The organism is Paraburkholderia sp. BCC1886 (genome assembly GCF_900996245.1).
GTDB lineage: Bacteria > Pseudomonadota > Gammaproteobacteria > Burkholderiales > Burkholderiaceae > Paraburkholderia.
On record NZ_CAAJGK010000050.1, the window covers coordinates 33,550 to 57,237 of the forward strand.

The following is a 23,688-nucleotide window of genomic DNA, read 5'->3' on the forward strand; positions in this document are numbered from 1 at the left end:
CGAAAAAAGCATTTTAACGGTAAGAGGAGCATCAATGACCCCCACAAGTCTCATTGAGCAGTACGGGCCGCGCGAGTCGATGGAATACGACGTCGTGATCGTCGGCGGCGGCCCCGCAGGCCTGTCCGCAGCGATCCGCCTGAAACAGCTGGCGGCTGTAAAAGGCGTCGAGATCGGCGTGTGCGTGCTGGAAAAAGGCTCGGAGATCGGGGCTCATATCCTGTCGGGCGCGGTCATGGACCCACGCGCCATCAACGAACTGATTCCCGACTGGAAAGAAAAAGGCGCACCGCTCACGGTCGACGTGACCGAAGACCGCTTTCTGTTCCTCACCGAAACCGGCTCGAAAAGCGTACCGACCTGGGCGCTGCCGGATAACTTCAAGAATCACGGCAACTACGTCATCAGCCTCGCCAACGTCACGCGCTGGCTCGGTCAGCAGGCCGAGGCGCTCGGCGTCGAAATCTTCCCGGGCTTCCCGGCGGCGGAGATTCTGTACAACGACGACGGCTCGGTCAAAGGCGTGGTCACCGGCAATCTCGGCATCGGCAAGGATGGTCAGCCGACCGAGAACTTCCAGCTCGGCATGGAACTGCACGCGAAGTACACGCTGTTCTGCGAAGGCGCGCGCGGGCATCTCGGCCGTCAGCTGAACGATAAATTCAAGCTGCGCGAAGGCGTCGATCCGCAGGTCTACGGTATCGGCATCAAGGAATTGTGGGAGATCGATCCGGCGAAGCATAAGCCGGGTCTGGTCATGCACACCGCCGGCTGGCCGCTGAATACGGACACCTACGGCGGCTCGTTCCTCTATCACATGGACAACAACCAGGTGGTGGTGGGCTTCGTAGTGGGTCTGGGCTACTCGAATCCGTATCTGTCGCCGTTCGAGGAATTCCAGCGCTACAAAACCCATCCGTCGATCCGCGCGTTTCTCGAAGGCGGCAAGCGCGTCTCGTACGGCGCGCGCGCAATTACCGCAGGCGGCCTGATGTCGCTGCCGAAGCTGGTGTTTCCGGGCGGCGCGCTGGTCGGCGACGACGCGGGCTTCCTGAACGCCTCGCGCATCAAGGGTTCGCATGCGGCGATCAAGACCGGCATGCTGGCCGCGGACGCGGCGTTCGAAGCCGTGCAGGCCGGCCGCACCGGCGACGAACTGAGCGCCTACCCGGAGTCGTTCAAGACCTCGTGGCTGCACACGGAGTTGTATCGCGCACGCAACTTCAAGCAGTGGATGAGCAAGGGCCTGTACCTCGGCACACTGATGGTGGGCATCGAGCAGAAGCTGCTGGGCGGCAACGTGCCGTGGACGCTGCATCACCAGCATTCCGATCACGAGATGCTCAAGCCCGCTTCGCAATGCACGCCGATCACGTACCCGAAGCCGGATGGCAAGCTGACGTTCGACCGGCTCTCGTCGGTGTTCATTTCCAACACCAATCACGAAGAGAATCAGCCGGCTCACCTGACGCTGAAAGACCCATCCGTGCCGGTGAACGTGAACTGGCAGACCTACGCGGGCCCGGAAGCGCGCTACTGCCCCGCCGCGGTGTACGAGTTCGTGAAGAACGACGACGGCAGCGAGCGCCTCGTCATCAACGCGCAGAACTGCGTGCACTGCAAGACCTGCGACATCAAGGACCCGACGCAGAACATCGTGTGGGTCACACCGGAAGGCGGCGGCGGGCCGAACTATCCGAATATGTAAGGGCCGTCCGGTTGCGCCTTCGCGGCGCTTTGCTTCGGCAAAGCTCGCGTCGTGAAGGCGAACTACTTCGCGCCAAGCATCGCTTCGATCCGCTTGCGCACTTGCGCCACCACCGGCGCCCAGTCGCCGACCCGCGGCTGCCGATATAACTCGATCGAGTCGTACCAGGCCGTGCGCGGCGTCTCATCGCCCCAGAACCACGCGGACACGCGGTCGATCATCAGACAGGTCGGCACGCCGAGCGCACCGGCCAGATGCGCCGGCCCGCTATCGATCGTCACGACCAGGTCCAGATTCGCCAGCAACGCGGCAACATCGTCGAAACCCGACTGAAAATGATGTGTCAGGTCGATCACCGGCAGCCCTTGGGCGCGCCATTGCGCGACCGTTTCGGCGCGTCCCGGCGACAGCGCGAACCAGGTCACGCCTGCCACATGCAATAACGGCTCGAACTGATCGACCGGCACCGAGCGCCGCATGTCGCGAATGTGCTCGGGATTGCCGTTCCACACCAGCCCGACATTGAGCGTCCGCGCCTGACCCGCATGGCCGGCCGTGTGCGCAAAGGTGCGCTCACGCCATGCCTCGACAAGCGCAGGCTCGGCGCTCAGATACGGCCCACCCCACCCCGCCGAATCGAAAATGCCGAGTCGCAGCGGCAAGCTCATCAATCCGCAATGAAAATCGGGTTGCGTCTCGAGACTCGTTTCGAGCGGCAGATCGGGCGGCAACACGCGTTCGAACAGATGGCGCAGCGGCCCGTCGTGTCCGAATACCACGCGGCCGCCTTCGTTGCGCGCACGCTCGGCCAGTAGCGGCAGGAACCGCACGGCCCACAGACAATCGCCATTGCCCTGCTCGCCGTACACGACCAGCGTCTTGCCGGCCAGCGACTCGCCCAGCCACGGTGCGCTGATTGCCGCCAGCGCCTGCTGGGCGTTGTTCAGATCGTCGGCGAAAGCGAGGCGCGATTCGTAATGCGCCCAACCATCGGCGAAACGGCCCGTGCGGATTTCGATTTCGGACAGATCGAACCACGCATGCGCGTTGCCCGGCTCGGCAGTCAGGACTTGCCGAAGCAAGCACTCCGCCTCGGCGAACCGGGCCTGTTCCTTAATGCACAGCGCCAGCTTGTGGAGCACCACGGCATTACCCGGCACGGCGCGCAAAGCCTCGCGCAGCAGCGCCTCGGCGGCGGCGAAATCGTCGCGCTGCTGGACGGCGGCCGCGCGCCATATCAGCGCATTGGCGTCTTGCGGGTTCTGCCCGAGCAGAAGCGCGGTCGCGTCGTCCACCAGACCCCAGTCGCGCACGATGAAAGCCGTCTGCGCAATCGTGTGAAGCAGCGCAGCGTCGCAATCGGGCTCCAGTCGATACGCGCGCACCAGCGCGGCGAGCGCTTCGCGCTGCTTGTCTTTATCGCGACTGGCTTGCTGCAGCAGCCAATGACCATAGGCGAGGCAGTCTGCGGCATTGGCATCGGGCGCGGCGGCTCGCGAGCGCAGCGCGTCGAGTGAGTTCTGGGCCGGATCCGAGTCCGGCCCGGTGTGCGGATCGTTCATGAGCGTGATGCGGCGAGCGCTTTCCGTGGGCCGGGTTGCTAAGGCGCGGCCTCGCCCTCAGGGCGCGCTTGCTGCGATTTTCGGCGTGCTCACCGCGACATCGCCGCATTGCGCGCGGTGACGCAGCGCGTGATCGATCAGCACCAGAGCGAGCATCGATTCGGCGACCGGCGTCGCGCGAATGCCGACACACGGGTCGTGTCGTCCGAACGTTTCGACGGTGGCCGGCTGGCCCGCCTTGTCGATCGAGCGGCGCGGCGTGCGAATGCTGGAGGTCGGTTTGATCGCGATGGAAACGGTGATGTCCTGTCCCGTCGAAATTCCGCCGAGCACGCCGCCCGCGTGATTGCCGACGAAACCTTCCGGCGTCAGTTCGTCGCCATGCACCGAGCCGCGTTGCGCGACGCTGGCAAAGCCCGCGCCGATCTCGACTCCCTTGACCGCATTGATGCCCATCATGGCGTGCGCGATGTCCGCATCGAGCCGGTCGAAGAGCGGCTCGCCGAGCCCGACCGGCACGCCCGACGCCACCACGTTGATGCGCGCGCCGATCGAGTCGCCGTCCTTGCGCAGCGCGTCCATATACGTTTCCAGCTGCGGCACGACGGCCGCATTCGGCACGAAAAAGGGATTCTCGCGAACCTCTGCCCAATCGACGAACGGCACGTCGATCTCACCGAGCGCTGCCATATAGCCGCGAATCTCGGTGCCGAATTTCTCGCGCAGCCATTTCTTCGCGACCGCGCCGGCCGCCACCGTGGGCGCCGTGAGACGCGCCGACGACCGCCCGCCGCCCCGATAGTCGCGGATGCCGTATTTTTGCCAGTAGGTGTAGTCAGCGTGACCGGGACGGAAAGTCTCGGCGATGTTGCCGTAGTCCTTGCTGCGCTGGTCCGTATTGCGGATGAGCAGCGCAATGGGCGCGCCGGTGGTCTCGCCTTCGAACACGCCCGAGAGAATCTCGACCTTGTCTTCTTCCTGACGCTGCGTAACGTGGCGCGAGGTGCCGGGCTTGCGGCGATCGAGTTCGAACTGGATGTCGGCTTCCGTCAACGCCATGCCCGGCGGGCAGCCGTCGATCACACAGCCGATAGCCGGGCCATGAGATTCGCCGAAAGTCGTGACAGTGAAAAGCGTACCGAGCGTGTTGCCGGACATGAGCGTGGTCCAAAAGGAATGCAGGGAAGGCCGTATTATGCCAGCCCGTCCATCGCCCGGACCCGCTTCGGCACCACGCATGCACCGTGTTGGCCATCCGGATAAGGCAAGCCCGGCCGTCTGGACAAAAGCGCGCGTCGCCTCCAGCCCTACTTGCGCGCTCCACGCAATTCGTTGACGGTCTTCTGCAACAGTTCCGGCGTCGCGAGCGCCGGGTCGATCGGCTCGCCCACCGCCAGCGTCAGGCGGCTCATCACCCCCTTTTGCACAGGCCGCGGCCAGTGCGCGTCGCCGGCGCGCGAAAACACGCTGCCCCACAATCCGCGCAGCGCCATCGGAATCACCGGCGCCGGCGTGCGGCGGACGATCTCGGTCACGCCATGGCGAAACGGATTCATCTCGCCCGTGCGGGTCAGCTTGCCCTCCGGAAAGATGCACACGAGATCGCCCTCGGCCAGCGCTCTCGCGCAGCGCTCGTAGGCCTGCGTCAACATGTGTGCGTCCTGATGGGCCGGCGCGATCGGAATCGCCTTCGCATGACGGAACACCCAGCCCGCGAACGGCGCCTTGAAAATCTGATGATCCATCACGAAGCGGATCGGCCGCGGGCTCTCGGCCATGATGACGATCGCATCGACGAAACTCACGTGGTTGCACACCAGCACCGCGGCGCCTTCTTCGGGAATGCGCTCGGCATGCACGAGACGGATCCGGTAGAACGTGTGCACCAGCACCCACGCTATGAAGCGCAACAGAAACTCCGGCACGAGCGAGTAGATGTAGGTCGCCACCACGATGTTGAGCAGCGCGGTGACGAGAAAAATGGCCGGGATGCTAAAGCCCGCCGCGGTCAGTCCCATTGCCATCAGCGACGAGACGATCATGAACAGCGAATTCAGAATGTTGTTCGCGGCGATGATGCGGGCGCGATGGCTCGGCTGGCTGCGACTCTGGATTAACGCGTAGAGCGGTACGCTGTACAGACCGCCGAACAGCGCGAGCAGGAACAGATCGGCCAGCACGCGCCAATCGGTCGCACGCAGGAGGAATTCACCGACACCCAGCAGATGTCCCGCGCCCGGCAGCGCATGGCTCGCGAAAAACAGGTCGATGCCGAACACGCTCATACCAATCGAGCCGAGCGGCACGAGACCGATTTCGATGCGCCGCTTCGAGAGTTTTTCGCACAGCAGCGACCCCAGCCCGATACCAACCGAGAACGTGCCGAGCAGAACCGTCACGACATCCGGGTCGGCCGACAGAACGTTCTTCGCAAAGCTGAAAAACGACGACAGGAACGTCGCGCCGATAAACCACAGCCACGAAATACCCAGCAGGCTCAAAAACACCGTGCGGTTTTCGCGGGCGAGTTTCAGATTGCGCCAGGTCTCGGTGAACGGGTTCCAGTTGATCCGCAGATCGGGTTGCGGCGCAGGCGTCTGCGGCACCCTGCCCGACACCACGCGCCCGACCAGCGCGATGGCCACGCAGGCGACGGCAAGCACGATCGCGCCGTGCTCGACGAGACCCGCCCCCACCCCGCCGACGATCGTGCCGATCAGGATCGCCACGAAGGTACCCATCTCGACCATCCCGTTACCGCCGACCAGTTCGCGTGGCGACAGATGCTGTGGCAGATACGAATACTTGACCGGGCCGAACGCGGTCGAATGCACACCCATCAGGAACGTGCACAAATACAGCAATGGCGCGCTATGCAACAGGAAACCCGCGCCGCCTATCAGCATCACCACGATTTCGAAGCTCTTGACGAGGCGCGTGAGCAGGGCCTTGTCGTACTTGTCCGCGATCTGGCCGGCCGTGGCCGACAACAGCACGAAAGGCAGGATGAAGATAGCCGAGATCAGGAACGCGGCGGTCGCCGGGTCGACGCCGGAAAAACGCGCCGCCTGAAACGTGACGAGCGACGTAAAGCCGATCTTGAACACGTTGTCGTTCATCGCGCCGAGGAACTGCGTCCAGAAGAACGGCGCGAAGCGGCGCTGGCCGAGCAACTGGAACTGGGACTCGTGGTTCGCGTGAGGACGGGCGGCGCGGCGGCCGGCTGGCAGAGGACGATCGCTCATGAAGTTCGCAGAACCGGCAGACAGCGCCGCTCAAGAAGAAAGGGAAGCCAACAGGCGGACCGGACACAAAAAAGCGCGCTTGCGCGCGCATTCCGACTGCTTCTTTGCTTTGACGGCGAAGCTTGGCGAATCACGCGCCGCACTCGACCGTCCTGGTTTTCTGTCACCGCGCCGGTTGCTGTTCCTGCTGCTGGCCCTGCTGTTCTTCCGGCCAGTCGCGGATATAGGCTTTGAGCATGCGGTTTTCGAAACCCTGCTCTTCGACCACCGCTCTTGCGACGTCGTAAAAAGAGATCACACCCATGAGCGTACGGCTTTCCAGCACCGGCAAATACCGCACGTGATGTTCGAGCATCATGCGGCGCACTTCGTTGACGTCGGTTTCCGGGGTACAGGTGAGAGGATGGTCGTCCATGACCTTGCGGATGGTCGAGGTGCCGACGCTGCCGTCGTTCTCGCGCAAGGTCAGGATAATTTCGCGGAAGGTCAGCATGCCGACCAGATCGCCGTATTCCATGACGACCAGCGAGCCGATATCGTGCTCGGCCATGGTATTGACTGCATCGTGCAGCGTGGCGTCCGGGGTGACCGTAAACAGGGTGTTGCCTTTGACCTTGAGAATGTCGATGACTCGCATGAGGTGTCTCCCGTAATACCCGCTAGGCATTGCAATGCATGAATGATTTTCGATCCTAGCGGAAAGGCTCATAAAAGGAAAGCGGGCCGCCCACCGGGGCGCGGCGGCCGCTCGCCGTGAGACGGCAGGTGCGCCGGACGCTTGCCGGACCTTTACCGGAGGCTTGCGACAGCGCCGCGGGCAAGCTCGCGACCGCCCCGTGAGGCAGCCCCGAACGACCCGCCGCAAGCCCGCACTTCGGGAAAACCGCGCTTGAAGCGGCGTACCCCGGTGATAGGATGGCCGCCACTTTCACCTTTCGCGAGGCCGTTCGTGGCCTTGCCGCCCAGGATGTCCGCCAACCGTTTCGATACGCTTGCGCTGCACGCGGGCGCCGCCCCCGATCCAACCACCGGTGCGCGCGCCACGCCGATTTACCAGACCACCTCGTTTTCGTTCCGCGATTCGGACCATGCCGCCGCGCTCTTCAATATGGAACGCGCAGGCCATGTGTATTCGCGCATCTCGAACCCGACCGTGGCGGTGTTCGAGGAACGCGTCGCCGCGCTGGAAAACGGCGCTGGCGCGATCGGCACCGCCAGCGGTCAGGCCGCCCTCCATCTGGCGATTGCCACGCTGATGGGCGCCGGCTCGCATATCGTCGCGTCGAGCGCGCTCTATGGCGGCTCGCACAACCTGCTGCATTACACGTTGCGGCGCTTCGGTATCGAAACGACGTTCGTCAAGCCGGGCGATCTCGACGCGTGGCGCGCGGCACTGCGCCCGACGACCCGCCTGCTGTTCGGCGAAACGCTCGGCAATCCGGGGCTCGACGTGCTCGACATCGGCGCGGTGGCGGAACTGGCCCATGCGCACGGCGTGCCGCTGCTGGTCGACTCGACCTTCACCACGCCTTATCTGCTCAAGCCGTTCGAGCACGGCGCGGACTTCGTTTATCACTCGGCCACCAAATTCCTCGGCGGGCACGGGACAACCATCGGCGGCGTGCTGGTGGACGGCGGCACCTTCGATTTCGAGGCCTCGGGACGCTTCCCCGAATTCACCGAGCCCTACGATGGCTTTCACAAAATGGTCTTCACCGAGGAGAGCACCGTCGCGCCCTTCCTGCTGCGCGCGCGCCGCGAAGGTCTGCGCGATTTCGGCGCGTGCCTGCATCCCCAGGCGGCGTGGCAACTGTTGCAGGGCATCGAGACATTGCCGCTGCGCATGGAGCGGCACGTGGCCAACGCACGGCGCATCGTCGAATTTCTCGCGGCTCACGCAGCGGTCGAAAGCGTCGCCTATCCCGAACTGCCGTCGCATCCCGATCACGCACTGGCAAGACGCCTGCTGCCGCGCGGCGTGGGCGCCGTGTTCAGCTTCAATCTGCGCGGCGACCGTGCCGCCGGCCGCCGCTTCATCGAAGCACTCTCGCTGTTCTCGCATCTCGCGAACGTGGGCGATGCACGCTCGCTGGTCATTCACCCCGCCTCGACCACGCACTTCCGGATGGATGCCGACGCCCTCGCCGCGGCCGGCATTGCCGAAGGGACGATTCGCCTGTCGATCGGACTCGAAGACCCGGACGACCTGATCGACGATCTCAAACGCGCGCTGAAGGCGGCGCAAAAGCCTGCACTAAAGCCTGCGCAGAAAGCGGCCGCACCCACCGCACCCGCAGCCAATCCCTCGCGCCCGGAGTCCGCATGAAGCTCACCGTGCAGGGCAAACCCGCCTATGCGTACACCGGCGGCAAACCGTTCGACGCTGGGCTGCCGACCGCCGTGTTCATTCACGGCGCAGAACACGATCACAGTGTCTGGGCGCTGCAAACCCGTTACTTCGCGCATCACGGGTTCGGCGTGCTGGCGGTCGATCTGCCCGGTCATTGCCGCAGCGCCGGCCCGGCCCTCACGACGGTAGCCGCGCTGGCCGACTGGCTCGCCGACCTGCTCGACGCTGCGGGCGTCGCACGCGCGTTCGTCGCCGGCCACAGCATGGGCTCGCTGATCGCACTCGACTTCGCGGGCCGCTATCCCGAACGTGCGACGCATCTAGCGTTGCTGGCGACGGCCCTGCCCATGGCCGTCTCCGACGCGCTGCTCGACGCCGCCTTGCACCGCGAACCGGAGGCGATCGGCATGGTGAACGTCTGGTCGCACTCCACGTCCGCCGCCAAACCCTCGTGCCCCGGCCCGGGATTCTGGCTGCATGGGATGAACCAGCGGCTGATGGAACGCGTATCGTCGAACGGCGAGCCGCAGTTGTTCCACACCGATTTCACCGCTTGCAACACCTATGCGGATGGACTTGCGCGCGCCGCGCAGGTGCGCTGCGCAACGCGGCTGATAGTCGGCCGACGCGATGCGATGACGCCGCCGCGCGCCGCCCAGACGCTCGCCGACGCATTGACGCAGTCGGGCGGCAAGGTCGACACCATCACGCTCGACGCCGGTCACGCACTCATGAGCGAGCAGCCCGACGCCACTCTGGATGCGCTCTTTGCGTTCGCCTCGACGCCGTCGACACTGTCGTCCCATACGGCCGGATAAGCGCTGCGAACCGTCACGATAGCGGCTTCGACAGCGTCGCGCCATCGGCCGAATGGCCAGGTTGCGCGCGTCGACGGCTAGCCGCACAATGGCCCACGCCTGTCCCGCTTCGGCGCCGCAGGCAGGGGAAATCGAAAAGCGTCGACCTTGGGAGACGAAGATGGCTCAAACCGCGCATACCGACCACTTCGCGAGTTTCGCGGAGTTCTATCCGTACTACCTCAGCGAACATCGCAATACCGTGTCGCGCAGGCTGCATTTCGTGGGCTCGCTCGCCGTAATAGGATGCCTCGCGATGGCGCTCGCGACGGGCGACTGGCTTTGGTTACCGGCAGCCGTCGTCTGCGGATACGGGTTCGCATGGGTCGGGCACTTCTTCTTCGAGAAAAACCGTCCCGCCACTTTCCGTCATCCGTTCTATAGCCTGATGGGCGACTGGGTGATGTTCAAGGACATCTGCATCGGCAGAATCGCGTTGTAGCGCCGCGCAATGGCTTCGACTTTCGGCCCGGCGCGAAGCATCAAACGGTTTGGGTCGGCATCGGCGAATTGCCGCTTTCGGTTTCGCCGGCCATCGCGGCACGAGCGGCGGCGCGTTCAGTGAGCAGCGTGGCCAGCGTGACCTTGAGGCCGTCGTTTTCCAGAGCGGTGAGCAGCGTAGGACCGTCGACCCGCGTGGAATTCAGATCGAGCTGATATTCGAGTTCCGCGCGGTCGATCACGAACAGGTCGAACAGTTGCTGCACGGTAATCTGCGCCGGATTTGCGAGCAGCAGAAACTTCGGCCGCTTGCCGTCTTCCTGCAAACGCGCAATCCACTCGATCTCTTCGAGCTTGAGCAGCAGGTTGATCGACGTGTCCATGTTGCGGCGGAGCATGCGCGAGATTTCCGGCATCGTATAGCCGGACTTGCCGGCGTCGCGCGCCTCGGAAAGCCGCGCGAGCAGTTCGAGCGAATCGAACAGATCGCTGCCCGCGAAGGTCGGCCGGTGGAACTGGCCGATGCGGATGGCGGGCAGCGCCGAGGCGATCATCGCGCCGGCCAGCGTGATGAACCAGCACAGGTACATCCACAACAGGAACAGCGGCACCGCGGCAAACGCGCCATACACGGCGGTGTAGGTCGGAATGCGGCGCACGTAGTAGCCGAAACCCCGCTTGGCGAGTTCGAACGCGATGGCGGCCGTCACCCCGCCGATCAACGCGTCGCGCCACTCCACGCGCGTGTTCGGCAGGTAGACGTAAAGGATCGTGAAAGCGACGGCCGTGAGCGGCAGTGCGGCACCGGCGAGCGCCCATTCGATCACCGGCGTCATGCGCTGCGCGGCGGTAAAGGTCATGGACTGCGTGAACAGATAGGAGGAAATCGAAAGACTCACGCCAATCAGGATCGGGCCCAGCGTGATGATCGCCCAGTACACCAGAATGCGCTGCGCGATCGGCCTTGCCTTGCGCACCCGCCAGATCACGTTAAAAGCGGATTCGACCGTCATCATGGTCATCACCGCCGTGACGAACAGCAGGATCATGCCGATCGTGGTCAGCCCTTTGGCTTTGGACGCGAACTGGTTCAGGTACTTGAAGATCTGGCTGTTCAGTTGCTCGGGCATCAGGTGGTCGGCGAGGAAGAACTGCAGCGACTCCTGGAACGAACTGAAAATCGGGAATGCGGTGAACAACGCGAAAGCGACCGTGGCGAGTGGCACGAGCGCGAGCATGGTGGTGAACGTGAGGCTGCCGGCCACCTGCGGAATGCGGTCTTCGCTGCTGCGCTTCGCAGCGAATTTCGCGAGCCGCTTGAGCGAGTCGAGATCGAAACGCACCTTGGACAACAAACCCACCTCCTTGCATCGCAATCCGTGTTTCGGGAGCCTGCTTTTCTACCTGCTCTTCGACCTGCTTTGGAATCTTTTTAGCGCCGGTTTGCGAGCGTCGCCGCGCACCTGGCCAGATAGCCACGAGCGGCCTGTGCCGCGGACCGAGCCCCTATAATACCCGTTCACCGTTGAGGCCTATGAAAGACATTCTCGTGCTTTATTACAGCCGTCACGGCGCTACGCGCGAGCTCGCGCTGGCCATCGCGCACGGCATCGACAGCATCCCCGGCATCCAGGCGCGCGTGCGTACGGTACCCGCGGTGTCCGCCGTTTGCGAAGCGACGCAACCGGACATTCCAGCCGAAGGTCCACCCTACGTCGAACTGCGCGATCTCGAAGAATGCGCCGGCCTCGCACTCGGCTCGCCCACCCGCTTCGGTAACATGGCCGCCGCGCTCAAATACTTTCTCGACGGCACGACGCCGCAGTGGCTGGCCGGTGCATTGGCCGGAAAGCCCGCGTGTGTGTTCACCTCCACCGGCAGTCTGCATGGCGGGCAGGAGTCGACGCTGCTCTCCATGATGTTGCCGCTGTTGCATCATGGCATGCTGATCGTCGGCATTCCGTACACCGAGAGCACGCTGAGCACCACGCAAACCGGTGGCACGCCCTATGGCGCCTCGCATTTCGCACGCGCAGGGGGCGCCGACCAGGGCATCTCCGCCGACGAAAAAACGCTCGCCATCGCGCTTGGCGCACGCGTGGCGCGCACGGCGGCAGCCATGACCGAGCGGCCGTGAATCCAGACGTGAATCCGGACTTGAAGCCAGACGAGAAGCCCGCCTAAGCCAATCGAGAACCCACCCGTGAACGAGCCGCGCCCTCTCCCCACCCCCCGCCGGCAGATCGCCGCGCACGGCGCCACCGCGACCTTGTGCGCGCTGATCGCGCTGTCGGTAGCCTGGGAATGGTGGCTCGCACCGTTGCGGCCCGGCGGTTCCGCGCTGGTCCTCAAAGCCGTGCCCTTGCTGCTCGCGCTGCCGGGCGTCTGGCGACACCGGCTCTATACGCTGCAGTGGGCGTCGATGCTGATCCTGCTGTATTTCACCGAAGGCGTCGTTCGCGGCTGGAGCGACCATGGCACGAGCGCGCTGCTGGCGTGGCTCGAAACCGCGCTCGCCGTGGTTTTCTTCGTGTGTTCGCTCGCCTATGTCGCGCCGTTCAAACGCGCGGCGAAACAAGCAGCAAAACAAGCAGCAAAGCTGGCTGCAAAGCAGACCGCCAACCCCGTCCCGCGACCCTAGACGCTGCCCGTGTAACCCATCCGCGCAACTTCCGACCGACCATCATGACTCAAGCCGCCTTTCTGACCGCCTGCCGCGACGCCATCGGCGCTGCCCAGGTGTTGACCGATCCGCACGACACCGCGCCCCATCTCACCGACTGGCGGCGCCGTTATACGGGCGCCGCGTGCGCGGTACTCTGCCCCGGCACGGCCACCGAAGTCGCAACGCTCGTCAAGCTCGCCGCCGGGCATCGCATCGCGCTGGTGCCGCAAGGCGGCAACACGGGTCTGGCCGGCGGCGCCACGCCGGACGCGAGCGGCACGCAGGCGGTCGTGAGCCTGCGGCGACTTAATCGCGTGCGCGATGTCGATCCGCATAACAACACGATCACCGTCGAAGCGGGCGTCATCCTCGCCGAGGTTCAGAAGCACGCGCAGGCAGCGGACCGTCTTTTCCCGCTGAGTCTCGCAGCCGAAGGCAGTTGCACGATCGGCGGCAATCTGGCGACCAATGCCGGCGGCACGGGCGTGCTGCGCTACGGCAACACGCGCGAACTGTGTCTCGGTCTCGAAGTGGTCACGCCGCAAGGCGAACTGTGGGACGGTCTGCGCGGACTGCGTAAGGACAACACCGGCTACGATCTGCGCGACCTGTTCATCGGCGCGGAAGGCACGCTCGGCATCATCACCGCGGCTGTGCTCAAGCTGCACCCGCAACCGGCCGCGCGCGTCACCGCGCTCGCCGCGCTGGCCTCGCCGCATGCGGCGCTCGACTTCCTGTCGCTCACGCAAAGCGTGGCCGGCCCGCTGTTGACCGGTTTCGAGCTGATGTCGGATTTCTGCGTGCGGCTGGTCGGCCGGCATTTCGAGCAGATGCGCTATCCGTTCGCAGAGCCGCACGCGCAAATCGTGTTGCTGGAACTGTCGGACAGTGAGAACGAGGAACACGCCCGCACGCTGTTCGAACGACTGATGGAAACCGCGCTCGAATCTGGTCTCGTGGAAGACGCGGTCGTGGCGGAGAACCTCTCACAGTCGCGGGCGTTCTGGAATCTGCGTGAGCATATTCCGCTCGCTCAGGCCGAAGAAGGCCTGAACATCAAGCACGATATCGCCGTGCCCATTTCGCGCATCGGTCACTTCATCGACGAAACCGACGCGGCGGTGGCCAGAACGGCGCCCGGCGCGCGCATGGTGACCTTCGGCCATCTCGGCGACGGCAATCTGCATTACAACGTGCAGGCGCCCGAAGGCGTCGATGCGAAGGCGTTTCTCGAGCAGTATCAGAGTCCGATCAATCAGGTCGTCTACGACAGCGTGCATCGCCATCGCGGCAGTATCAGCGCGGAACATGGCCTCGGCCAGTTGAAGGTCGACGAGGCGATGCACTACAAGCAGGACGTCGAGGTGCGGATGATGCAGGCCGTCAAACGCGCGCTCGACCCGTTGGGTCTGATGAACCCGGGCAAGGTCGTGCGCTGAACAACGAAGTCACCGGAAGCCGCTCAGGTCGACGGAGCGGCCCCATCGCAGGAGCCATCGTGAAAATTCGAGTGCTGTCCGATCTGCATCTGGAAAATGACGAACCCGAAGTGATTCCGCATGCGCAGGCCGATCTGATCGTGCTGGCCGGCGACATCCACAATCATGCGGCCGGTCCGCGCTGGGCCGCGCAAGCTTTCGACGGCGCCGCGCCGGTGGTCTACGTGCCGGGCAATCACGAGTATTACGACAGCGAGTTCGGCGCGATGGAAGCCGCGTTGCAAGACGCGGCCGCGCAGGTCGATCGCGTGCACGTGCTCAACAATGCGGCGCTGGTCGATCCGCAAGGCCGCTGGCGAGTGCTCGGCACCACGCTATGGACCGATTTCGCGCTATATGGCGCCGATCCCGATGCGCTGGCGGAGTCCATCGGGGCATCGCGCAAAGCGATGCTCGACTTCCACGGTGTGATCCAGACGAACTGGCCGCGCGGCCCGCTCGACTCGCCGCGCGACTTCACGCCGGAGGATTCGCTGGCACTGCATCGGCAGGCGCGAGCCTGGCTGGAAGCGGAACTGGCCCGGCCGTTCGACGGCAAGACGATCGTGGTGAGTCATCACGCGCCGCATCGGCTGAGTCTGGCCGAACGTTATGCCGAGGACCGTGTATCAGCGGGTTTCGTCACGCATCTGCCCGAACTCGTGCGCGCACCGGTATCGCTATGGATTCATGGTCACACGCATACGTCGTTCGATTACACCGTCGAGGGCACGCGCGTAGTCTGCAATCCGCGCGGTTATCGCGACCGGCGCACCGGCCGTTGGGAGAACCCGCAGTTCGCGTGGGACAAGGTCGTGGAGATTTAGGCGAGCAGCGTCGCCAGAGGCAACAGCAACGCGGCAGGAGAAACCGCCGCAAAAAATCAGGCCCGCCGGAAAAATAGCCAGAAATTCGACCGGGAATCCAGCGCAGCCATCAAAACAGAAACTTCACCCGGCAATCAACGCTCGCGTCGCTGGCCTTGCGCCTTACCCGGGCGTTCGATCCTGATCGGGATCAGTCGCGGCTGTTGCTCGCGCTGGCGGCGCAGCAGATCGCGCGATGCGGCGACCGCAATCAGTCCAAACATAACGGCCACGCCAATCATCAGATGCGTATCCATGAGTCCCTCGTCCTTCCAGTTGTAGCGATTCGCCGACCTGCCTGCGTAAAACGTGGCCGTTGATTCCCGGCGTTGATTCCCGGTTACCCAGGCACTCGGGCGGCGACGCGTGACCACACGTTAGCAAATCGACCGCGCTCAAGAAGTAAGAAAATGTTGCGACGCGGCAGGCATGTAACACCACACGGCGCGCACTCCGCCCCGCGCGCCACTCCCCGCCGCCCCGTCAGGTGCGGGCAAACTGCCGCAATTCCTCATGATCGGCGGCGAGCGTCGCCGGCAATACATCGCGCAAAAATTCGACCCACGTGCGTATTTTTGCGTCCAGATACTGGCGCGACGGATACAGCGCGTACAGATTCATTTCCTGCGACGTGTACTCGGGCAACAGCCAGACCAGCTTGCCGTTGCGCAAACCGCTGATCGCGGAATAGATGGGAATCAGGCCGACACCCATGCCCTGACTCACCGCGACGACCATCGCTTCCGCCACGTTCACCTGAAACGTGGTCGAGCCCAGTTCGATCGATTCTTCGCCGTTCGGGCCTTCGAAAGTCCATTTGTCGGTCGGAAACACCGGCGTGACCATCTGCATGCAACGATGCTGCGCGAGATCCGTCGGTGTCTGCGGCACGCCGTGCCGCTCCAGATAAGCCGGCGACGCGCAGGCAATGCTGAACGCGCTGCCCAGACGCTGCGACACCAGCCCGGAATCCGGCAATTCGGTCGCGAGCGTCAACGACACGTCGAAGCCTTCGTCCAGCAGATCAGGCATGCGCTGCGCCAGCGTCAGCTCGATCTGCACCTCCGGGTAACGCTCCTGATATTGCCCCACCGCCGGCACCACGTAGTGCTGGCCGAAGCTCGTCATTGCATGCACCTTCAGCTTGCCGGACGGCCGGGCGTGCGCGTCGCTCGCCTCGGCTTCGGCCTGATCGACGTACGCAAGAATCTGCTCGCAACGCTGAAGATAGCGCTCGCCGGCCTCGGTCAACGCGATACGGCGCGTAGTGCGATTCAGCAGGCGCGTTCTCAAATGCGCCTCCAGATCGGAAACCGCCCGCGAGGCGTACGCCGTGGTCGTATTCAGATGCTGCGCAGCACCCGTGAAGCTCCCGGCTTCGACCACGCGGACAAATACGCGCATGTTTTGAAGCGTATCCATACCCATCCCTAGTGAACGGTAGCGATTGTTACACGTTTCGCAAAGGCGATTGTCTCACAACACGTAAGAATGCCTTTCATCTTTACGGGTTATTCCCTAATCGGTCAAAAAATATAATGGCGCCCATGCCTCTATAGCCATTTTTGGAGAAAATCGTGCAGCATCCGGTACCGAAAGGGATCGCCGCCGCCGCGGTTCTTACGATTCTATTAACAATCGCCGGTTGTGCCAGCACCCGAACCATCGCGCCGCAAGCTCAGGCTATCGAGCCTGCTTCGCTCGACGCGGGCGCGGCCATCCGCGCCGCCAATGCCGATGCGCAATGGCCTACCGCCGACTGGTGGCGCGCCTATGGCGATCCGCAACTCGATCAGTGGATTGCCAACGCGCAAGCCGGCAACCCGAGCCTCGCACTGGCCCAGTCGCGCGTGCGCGAAGCCCTGTCGATGGCGGGCGTCGCCCGTTCCGCGCTGTCGCCGCAGGTGAACGGCAGCCTGTCGATCCAGCGCCAGAAATGGTCCGACAACCTGTATTACGGCCCAGGCCCGCTCGCGGGCGAGCAGTCGTGGAATAACACCGGCACCTTGGGCCTGTCCTATCACCTCGACCTGTGGGGCAAGGACAAAAACGCTGCCGAGCGCGCGCTGGACGCCGCCCACGCGAGCGCCGCCGATGCCCGCGCCGCGCAACTCGAACTTGAAAGCAACGTGGTGCGCACGTACATCGAGCTGTCGCTGAATTACGCGCTGCTCGATATCGCCCAAGCCACGCTGCAGCAACAGCAACAGATTGTCGATCTGGCGAACCGTCGTCTGAAAGGCGGCATCGGGACGCAGCTCGAAGTGAGCCAGGCCGACACGCCGATGCCGGAGTACGAGCGTCAGATCGACGAAATCGAAGAAAAGATTGCGCTCGGGCGCAATCAGATGGCGGCGCTGGCGGGCCAGGGGCCGGGCGCAGGCGACGCGATCCAGCGTCCGACGCTGTCGCTCGGCGCACCGGCCGGCCTGCCGGCCTCGTTGCCCGCGGAGCTGATCGGCCATCGGCCGGACGTGGTGGCGGCACGCTGGACGGTGGCGGCACAGGCACGCGGCATCGACGTCGCCAAGGCCGACTTCTATCCGGATATCAACCTGCTGGCGTCCATCGGCGGCTACGCGGCGATGGGGCCGCTCTTCCAGTTCCTGAAGAATCCGTCGCATAGCTGGAGCGCGGGACCCGCGCTGTCGCTGCCGATTCTCGACGGTGGACGTCTGCGCTCGCAACTCGGCGTAGCGTCGGCCGGCTACGACGAAGCGGTGGACCGGTATAACCAGTCGATCGTCGGCGCGCTGAAGGATATCTCCGATCAGGTCATCCGCATCCGCTCGCTGTCGACTCAAGCCGACGACGCCGACCGTTCGGTCGCGGCGGCCCGCAAGAATTATCAACTGGCGAGCGAAGGATATCGGCGCGGTCTGTCCGACTATGTGAACGTGCTGATCGCACAGAACCAGTTGCTGCGCGCGCAGGAAGGCGTCGCGAAAATTCACGCCGAGCGACTGGGCGCGCATGCGTCGCTGATGAGCGCGTTGGGCGGCGGCCTCGACGATCCGTCGAACGGCCCGCAAGCCGCCGACACGCTGCCGGCGCATGGCAAGGGACAATCGGCTCCGGCATCGGCATCGGCACCCGCCCCAGCCCCCGCCGCTGCCACGCATCCCGCCACGGCCGGTTGAGGCAAATCATGTCGAGTCCTTCCTCTCCCGCCTCACGCCCGTCCCGGTTTGCTGCCTGGTACGCAGCCGCCGCCGACTGGGCACGTGGCGACGGCCTGACCTGGCTGTATATGTTCAAGGCGCTCGCCGCCTGCTTTCTCGCGCTCGGCATCGCGATGAAGCTCGACCTGCCGCAACCGCGCACCGCGATGACCACCGTGTTCATCGTGATGCAGCCGCAAAGCGGGATGGTGTTCGCGAAGAGCTTCTACCGTATTTGCGGCACGCTGGTCGGCCTCGTCGTGATGCTCACGCTGATCAGCCTGTTTTCCCAGCAACCGGAACTGTTCATCGTCAGCACGGCGATCTGGGTCGGCATCTGCACGGCGGGCGCCGCGCGCAACCGCAACTTCAAGTCGTACGGTTTCGTGCTGGCGGGCTACACCGCCGCGCTGATCGGCATTCCCGCCGCGCAGCATCCCGACGGCGCGTTTCTGAGCGCACTCACGCGGGTCGCCGAGGTCGTGCTCGGCATCGTCTGTTCGGGCGCGGTCAGCGGGCTGGTGTTTCCGCGTTTCACGGGCTTGCAGATGCGCAGTACCGTGCGCGCCCGTTTCTCGGCGTTCGTCGACTACGTGTCGGCGTCGCTTGCCGGACGTAACGATCGCGCTCAACGGGAAGCCACCAACGCGCGCTTCGTCGCGGATATCGTCGGCTTCGAAGCGGCGCGCAGCGCGGCCGTGTTCGAAGGACCGGATTCGCGGATGCGCAGCGGTCGTCTCGCCCGGCTGAACAGCGAGTTCATGACCGCATCGACCCGCTTTCACGCGCTGCACCAGTTAATGAACCGCCTGCGCGATGCGGCAAACGCCGATGCGGCAAACGCCGACGTGCCAGGCGCCGGTGCCGCCATCGCCGTCGAAGCGCTCGAACCGTATTTCAAGGAAATCGCGCCGCTGCTTGCCAAATCCGGGGAGCCGGTGTTGAGCGCCGCCGATGCGGCCCATGCCGCCGCGCAACTCGACGCCTACAAGGCCGAGTTGCCCAAGCGGGTGCGCGCGACGCGAGCCGCGCTGGAAGTGCGGCCCGACGCGCCGCTGCTCGACTTCGACACCGGCGCGGAACTGCTGTACCGCTTCATCGACGATCTGCATGCCTATGCGGCCACCTACGCGTCGCTCGCCGTCGATACGCACGAGCGCGAGCGCTGGCTCGAGCGCTACGAGCCGAAGACCAATCCGATTGCAGCCGGTGTCGCCGGGCTGCGCGCGACGCTGGTGATCATCGTGCTCGGCGCCTTCTGGATCGCGACGGCGTGGCCGAGCGGCGCGACGCTGACGCTGACGGCCGCGGCCGTGTGCGCGCTGGCGTCGTCCTCGCCCAATCCGAAGCGCACCGCGTTCCAGATGGCGACCGGCACCCTGGCCGCCTCGGTGATGGGCATCTTCGTGATGTACGCCGTGTATCCGCGCATCGACGGTTTCCCGCTGATGTGCGTCGCGCTCACGCCGTTCCTGCTGCTCGGCGTCTTCATGACGACCCGCCCCGCGCTGATGGGCTACGGCCTCGGCTATTGCATCTTCTTCTGCTTTCTCGCCGGGCCGGACAACGTGATTCATTACGACCCGAGCAGCAGCATCAACGACGCGGTGGCTCTCGTCGCGGCGATGCTGGTGTCGTCGATCGCATTCGCGGTCCTGCTGCCGCCGTCCACACCGTGGCTGCGCAACCGCCTGCTCGTCGACCTGCGCCGCCAGGTCGTCCTGGCCGGCCGCGCGCGGCTGTCGAAGGTACGCGCGCGCTTTGAAAGCGGCGCGCGCGACCTGATGTTCCAGATCAACGCGCTCGCGGCCGACGAGCCCGAACTGCGGCGCGACACATTGCGCTGGCTGTTCGCGGTGCTCGAAGTGGGCAACGCGGTAATCGACCTGCGCCGCGAACTGGCCGGCTTGCCGCGCGATTCACGCTATGCGCCGGGCGCGCCGTGGCGGGTCGAACTGCGCACGATGCGCGATGCGATCGCCGTGCTGTTCGAACGGCCGCACAGCGCTCGCTTCGAACGCGCGATGCAGACCACCGTCGCGGCGATCGCCGCCGTCCAGCAACTGCTCGCCGGGTTCGACGCGCCGCGCGACGAGCGGCACCGGCTGCAACGCATATTGAGTCAGTTGCATTTCATCCGTACCGCGTTGCTCGATCCGCAATCGCCGCTCGAGGCGTCGGCGGGCGCTCGTGCCGACGCGTCAGAAGGAGTTCGTCATGCCACGTGATATCGCCGTTTTCGACGCCTACGTGCCGGCCATCGTGCTGCTGTGCATAGCGGGCGCCGTGCTTACCTGGATGCTGGATCGCGTGATCGCCTATACGGGCCTGTATCGCGTGGTGTGGCATCCGTCCTTGTTCCGGGCCAGTTTGCTCGTGTGTGTGTGCGGCGTGCTCGGTCTCGCCGTTTATCGTTGATCAGAGTCGAATCATGACCATCCGAAATTTTGTGGGTTTCATTGCGACGGCCGTTATTTTCGTCGTCGCCATCCTGATTGGCCGCGTGCTGTGGGTTCATTACATGGACGAGCCCTGGACGCGCGACGGGCGGGTGCGCGCCGAGATCGTCAACGTCGCGCCGGACGTGTCGGGCGCCGTGGTCGATCTGCCGGTGAAGGACAACCAGCTGGTCAAGCGCGGCGATCTGCTGATGCAGATCGATCCGTCGCATTACCAGATTGCCGTCGAACAGGCGCAGGCGGCGGTGGCCGCGAGCAAGGCCGAGTTGCAGATGAAGCGCGACGACGCGCAGAGGCGCGCCGACATGGATGCGCTGGTGGTGTCCAAGGAAAGCCGTGAGAATGCGTCGCACACGGCATCGGCCGCGGAAGCGTCGTATCAGCAGGCGCTGGCCACGCTCGATGCGGCCCGGCTGAATCTCGCCCGCACCCGCGTGGTCGCGCCGGTGGACGGCTACGTGACCAACCTGAACGTGTTCCGCGGCGACTATGCAACGGCGGGCGCCGCGAAGCTCGCGATCGTCGACAGTCACTCGTTCTGGGTGTACGGCTACTTCGAGGAAACCAAGCTGCCGCACGTGCAGGTCGGCAACAAGGCGCAAATCACGCTGATGAGCGGCGGCACGCTGCAAGGGCATGTCGAAAGCATTTCGCGCGGTATCTACGATCGCGACAATCCCGAAAGCCGCCAGCTGATCGCGGACGTGAATCCGACCTTCAACTGGGTCAGGCTGGCGCAGCGGGTGCCGGTGCGCATCGGGATCGACAGCGTGCCGAACGGCGTCGTGCTGGCGGCCGGGATCACTTGTACGGTGGTGGTGACGCCGGGTTAAAGAAGTTTCCGGACGAGGCGGCGGCTTATGCGGCCGCCTCGTCCAGCATCGCCGGCGTCGATCAAAGCCGGAACTTGCCCACCATCTGCTTCAAGCCGCGCGCCTGATCGTCCAGCGATTTCGCCGCCGCGCTCGCCTGCTCCACCAGCGCGGCATTCTGTTGCGTGCCCGAATCCATCTGCGTCACCGCGACGTTGATCTCTTCGATCCCGGCGCTCTGCTCGGACGACGCCGCGGAGATTTCGCCCATGATATCGGTCACGCGCTTCACGGCCTTCACGACTTCGTCCATGGTCTGGCCCGCGTCCTGAGCGAGCGTCGAACCGTTGCCCACCCGCTGCACCGAGGCGCTGATCAATGCCTTGATCTCCTTGGCCGCCGCCGCGCTGCGCTGCGCGAGATTGCGCACTTCGGCCGCTACCACCGAAAAGCCACGCCCCTCTTCGCCGGCTCGCGCGGCTTCCACCGCGGCGTTCAACGCGAGAATGTTGGTCTGGAACGCAATGCCTTCGATCACGCCGATGATGTCGCCGATGCTGCGCGCACTGTCGTTGATCTCGTTCATCGTCGCCACCACCCGGCCGACCACTTCGCCGCCCTTCTCCGCGATGTCCGACGCGTTATGCGCGAGCGAACTCGCCTGCTTCGCGTTGTCGGCGTTCTGCCGCACCGTCGAGGTCAACTGCTCCATGCTGCTGGCGGTACGCTCGAGCGCCATTGCCTGCTGCTCGGTGCGATGCGACAGATCCAGGTTGCCCATCGAGATCTGACTCGACGCGGTGGCAATGGCATCCGCGCTAGACGCGATATCGGCGACGGTCGTCGCCAGTCCGCTCTGCATGTCGTGCAGTGCGAACAGCATGCTCGACTTGTCCTTGCGACCAAGCGAGATGCGGCTCGACAGATCGCCCGCCGCGATCCGGCTGGCGATCTCCTTCGCGTACGCCGGTTCGCCGCCGAGCTGGCCGGCGAGCCGCCGCACCACCCATTCGCCGATGCCGAAGGCCAGCACGATCAGGCCGACCGTCATCACGGCGATCATCACGAACGACGCGTGAAAAACGAACGCGGCTGCTTCGATCGTCGCCTTCGCAGCACTCCCGCGCTGCGTGACGAGTTCGTCGACGAGCGTTTCTAGCTTGCCCGTTTCGACCAGCAACGAGATGTCCTGCGTGCCGACCTGCCAGTTCATCTGCGTGAGATCGAGCGGCTGCGCTTTGACGAGCGTCACGAAATCGCGCAGATGTCCGCTCCAGACGCCGACGCCGGCGTCGAAGCGCTTTTGCTGGGCTACCGCTTTGGCGTCCGTGGCATCGACGTATCGACGCAGTGTGGCCAGCGACGTGTCCAGCCCCTTGAGATCGCGGTCGATATCGGCGCCGAGATCGTCACGCTCCTTCGCGGTGGTCGCGGTGAGCAGCATCTTCTGGCCGCGGCTCGCGCGCAGCATGTAGCCGCGCGCTTCTTCCGCGGCCCGGCTGGCCACGTAGCCCTGGTCGTAAATGGATTGTGCGGAGGTATGCAGACGGCTGATCTGGGTCAGCGCGAATACGCCGATCAGGAGCGAGCCGATCAGCAGAACGGCAAACGCGAGACGCAGTGTGGCTTTGACCGACAGGCGCCCGAGGCTCCCGGCCCGGGCCTCGCCCGACGCTGACGACGACGGCAAGCCGGTCGCGCCTTCTTGCGGCACGAACGCCGCGTCGATAGGTCCGGCTGCGGATACTGCTTTCATTGGTCATGTCCCCACAAGTAGAGCCGCCGGAATCGGTTACCGGCATGCTGGCTATCACTCCGGGTCTACGGCAACGGCATCTGCAATCTTTAGGGTTTTGCACGATCCTCGCGTCGGCCTGCCGCCCGGTTGCGGGCGCGCGGCCTCGTAAGCCACGCACCCGCGCCGGCTTTATACCCAGCCAAAATTCGCACGATGCGTTTTCGTGTTTCGTGAGACACCCGATTAGCGGTGTCCGATTCGCGACAAAACTTGTCCTTACAATTCGCTCAAGCCACATTAAACTTCGAAACCTAGCGGATGACGCCCGATTCGCGTCGATATGTCG

Annotated in this window: 20 protein-coding genes; 12 read left to right on the plus strand and 8 right to left on the minus strand. The window is 64.6% G+C overall.

What is annotated here, in order from left to right; translation table 11 throughout:
- The first annotated feature begins 34 nt into the window (after positions 1–34).
- Positions 35–1,708 (plus strand): electron transfer flavoprotein-ubiquinone oxidoreductase, encoded by a 1,674-nt coding sequence (locus FQ746_RS17585; RefSeq protein WP_144110706.1) that lies wholly within the window; start codon positions 35–37, stop codon positions 1,706–1,708.
- 62 nt (positions 1,709–1,770) lie between these two features.
- Here FQ746_RS17585 and FQ746_RS17590 read toward each other — a convergent pair whose 3' ends face one another.
- The 4 genes from FQ746_RS17590 to FQ746_RS17605 all read right to left on the minus strand — a co-directional run bounded on the left by FQ746_RS17590 (position 1,771) and on the right by FQ746_RS17605 (position 7,152).
- Positions 1,771–3,270 (minus strand): glycosyltransferase family 9 protein, encoded by a 1,500-nt coding sequence (locus FQ746_RS17590; RefSeq protein ID WP_144110708.1) that lies wholly within the window; start codon positions 3,268–3,270, stop codon positions 1,771–1,773.
- A 57-nt stretch (positions 3,271–3,327) separates the two neighbouring features.
- Positions 3,328–4,428 (minus strand): chorismate synthase, encoded by a 1,101-nt coding sequence (gene aroC, locus FQ746_RS17595; protein ID WP_144110710.1) that lies wholly within the window; start codon positions 4,426–4,428, stop codon positions 3,328–3,330.
- A gap of 149 nt (positions 4,429–4,577) precedes the next feature.
- A complete protein-coding gene (locus FQ746_RS17600; protein WP_144110712.1) occupies positions 4,578–6,515 on the minus strand; it encodes an MFS transporter in 1,938 nt (645 codons plus the stop codon).
- Positions 6,516–6,678: 163 nt separating this feature from the next.
- A complete protein-coding gene (locus tag FQ746_RS17605; RefSeq protein WP_144110714.1) occupies positions 6,679–7,152 on the minus strand; it encodes a CBS domain-containing protein in 474 nt (157 codons plus the stop codon).
- Between the two features lie 330 nt (positions 7,153–7,482).
- Here FQ746_RS17605 and FQ746_RS17610 point away from each other — a divergent pair, with 330 nt between their 5' ends.
- The 3 genes from FQ746_RS17610 to FQ746_RS17620 all read left to right on the plus strand — a co-directional run bounded on the left by FQ746_RS17610 (position 7,483) and on the right by FQ746_RS17620 (position 10,164).
- The gene (locus FQ746_RS17610) at positions 7,483–8,841 is read left to right on the plus strand and encodes an O-acetylhomoserine aminocarboxypropyltransferase (protein WP_144110716.1); all 1,359 of its coding nucleotides are present in this window, start codon (positions 7,483–7,485) and stop codon (positions 8,839–8,841) included.
- Positions 8,838–9,683, plus strand: a complete 846-nt coding sequence (locus FQ746_RS17615; protein WP_144110718.1) for an alpha/beta fold hydrolase — start codon at positions 8,838–8,840, stop codon at positions 9,681–9,683. Before FQ746_RS17610 ends, FQ746_RS17615 begins: the two co-directional genes overlap by 4 nt.
- Before the next feature lie 160 nt (positions 9,684–9,843).
- Entirely contained in the window at positions 9,844–10,164 is a 321-nt protein-coding gene (locus FQ746_RS17620) for an Mpo1-like protein (RefSeq protein ID WP_144110720.1), read from the plus strand.
- A gap of 40 nt (positions 10,165–10,204) precedes the next feature.
- Here the strand turns inward: FQ746_RS17620 and FQ746_RS17625 are convergent, their stop codons facing one another.
- The gene (locus tag FQ746_RS17625; protein ID WP_186310767.1) at positions 10,205–11,518 is read right to left on the minus strand and encodes a YihY family inner membrane protein; all 1,314 of its coding nucleotides are present in this window, start codon (positions 11,516–11,518) and stop codon (positions 10,205–10,207) included.
- A 179-nt stretch (positions 11,519–11,697) separates the two neighbouring features.
- On the opposite strand from FQ746_RS17625, the gene wrbA reads away from it, so the two are divergent.
- From wrbA to FQ746_RS17645, 4 genes are all read left to right on the plus strand, one after another.
- A complete protein-coding gene (gene wrbA / locus FQ746_RS17630) occupies positions 11,698–12,300 on the plus strand; it encodes an NAD(P)H:quinone oxidoreductase (protein ID WP_144110724.1) in 603 nt (200 codons plus the stop codon).
- Between the two features lie 66 nt (positions 12,301–12,366).
- The gene (locus FQ746_RS17635) at positions 12,367–12,804 is read left to right on the plus strand and encodes a DUF2069 domain-containing protein (protein WP_144110726.1); all 438 of its coding nucleotides are present in this window, start codon (positions 12,367–12,369) and stop codon (positions 12,802–12,804) included.
- A 44-nt stretch (positions 12,805–12,848) separates the two neighbouring features.
- Complete coding sequence (locus tag FQ746_RS17640) at positions 12,849–14,267, plus strand: FAD-binding oxidoreductase (protein WP_144110728.1); 1,419 nt, start codon at positions 12,849–12,851, stop codon at positions 14,265–14,267.
- A gap of 59 nt (positions 14,268–14,326) precedes the next feature.
- Positions 14,327–15,133, plus strand: a complete 807-nt coding sequence (locus FQ746_RS17645) for a metallophosphoesterase (RefSeq protein WP_144110730.1) — start codon at positions 14,327–14,329, stop codon at positions 15,131–15,133.
- Between the two features lie 134 nt (positions 15,134–15,267).
- Here FQ746_RS17645 and FQ746_RS34830 read toward each other — a convergent pair whose 3' ends face one another.
- A complete protein-coding gene (locus FQ746_RS34830) occupies positions 15,268–15,429 on the minus strand; it encodes a hypothetical protein (RefSeq protein WP_186310768.1) in 162 nt (53 codons plus the stop codon).
- A 226-nt stretch (positions 15,430–15,655) separates the two neighbouring features.
- Positions 15,656–16,594 (minus strand): LysR family transcriptional regulator, encoded by a 939-nt coding sequence (locus FQ746_RS17650; RefSeq protein WP_144110732.1) that lies wholly within the window; start codon positions 16,592–16,594, stop codon positions 15,656–15,658.
- A gap of 155 nt (positions 16,595–16,749) precedes the next feature.
- Between FQ746_RS17650 and FQ746_RS17655 the strand changes: the two genes are divergently transcribed.
- The 4 genes from FQ746_RS17655 to FQ746_RS17670 are packed head-to-tail and all read left to right on the plus strand — an operon-like array spanning position 16,750 to position 21,625.
- Complete coding sequence (locus FQ746_RS17655; protein ID WP_144110734.1) at positions 16,750–18,312, plus strand: efflux transporter outer membrane subunit; 1,563 nt, start codon at positions 16,750–16,752, stop codon at positions 18,310–18,312.
- A gap of 8 nt (positions 18,313–18,320) precedes the next feature.
- On the plus strand, positions 18,321–20,561 hold the full coding sequence (locus tag FQ746_RS17660; RefSeq protein WP_144110736.1) for an FUSC family protein: 2,241 nt from the start codon (positions 18,321–18,323) through the stop codon (positions 20,559–20,561).
- Positions 20,551–20,751: a DUF1656 domain-containing protein gene (locus tag FQ746_RS17665; RefSeq protein ID WP_144110737.1), complete on the plus strand. Its 201-nt coding sequence runs from the start codon at positions 20,551–20,553 to the stop codon at positions 20,749–20,751. The genes FQ746_RS17660 and FQ746_RS17665 overlap by 11 nt, the downstream gene beginning before the upstream one ends.
- A gap of 13 nt (positions 20,752–20,764) precedes the next feature.
- Entirely contained in the window at positions 20,765–21,625 is an 861-nt protein-coding gene (locus tag FQ746_RS17670) for an HlyD family secretion protein (protein WP_144110740.1), read from the plus strand.
- 61 nt (positions 21,626–21,686) lie between these two features.
- Here the strand turns inward: FQ746_RS17670 and FQ746_RS17675 are convergent, their stop codons facing one another.
- On the minus strand, positions 21,687–23,360 hold the full coding sequence (locus tag FQ746_RS17675; protein WP_144110742.1) for a methyl-accepting chemotaxis protein: 1,674 nt from the start codon (positions 23,358–23,360) through the stop codon (positions 21,687–21,689).
- Positions 23,361–23,688 lie beyond the last annotated feature (328 nt).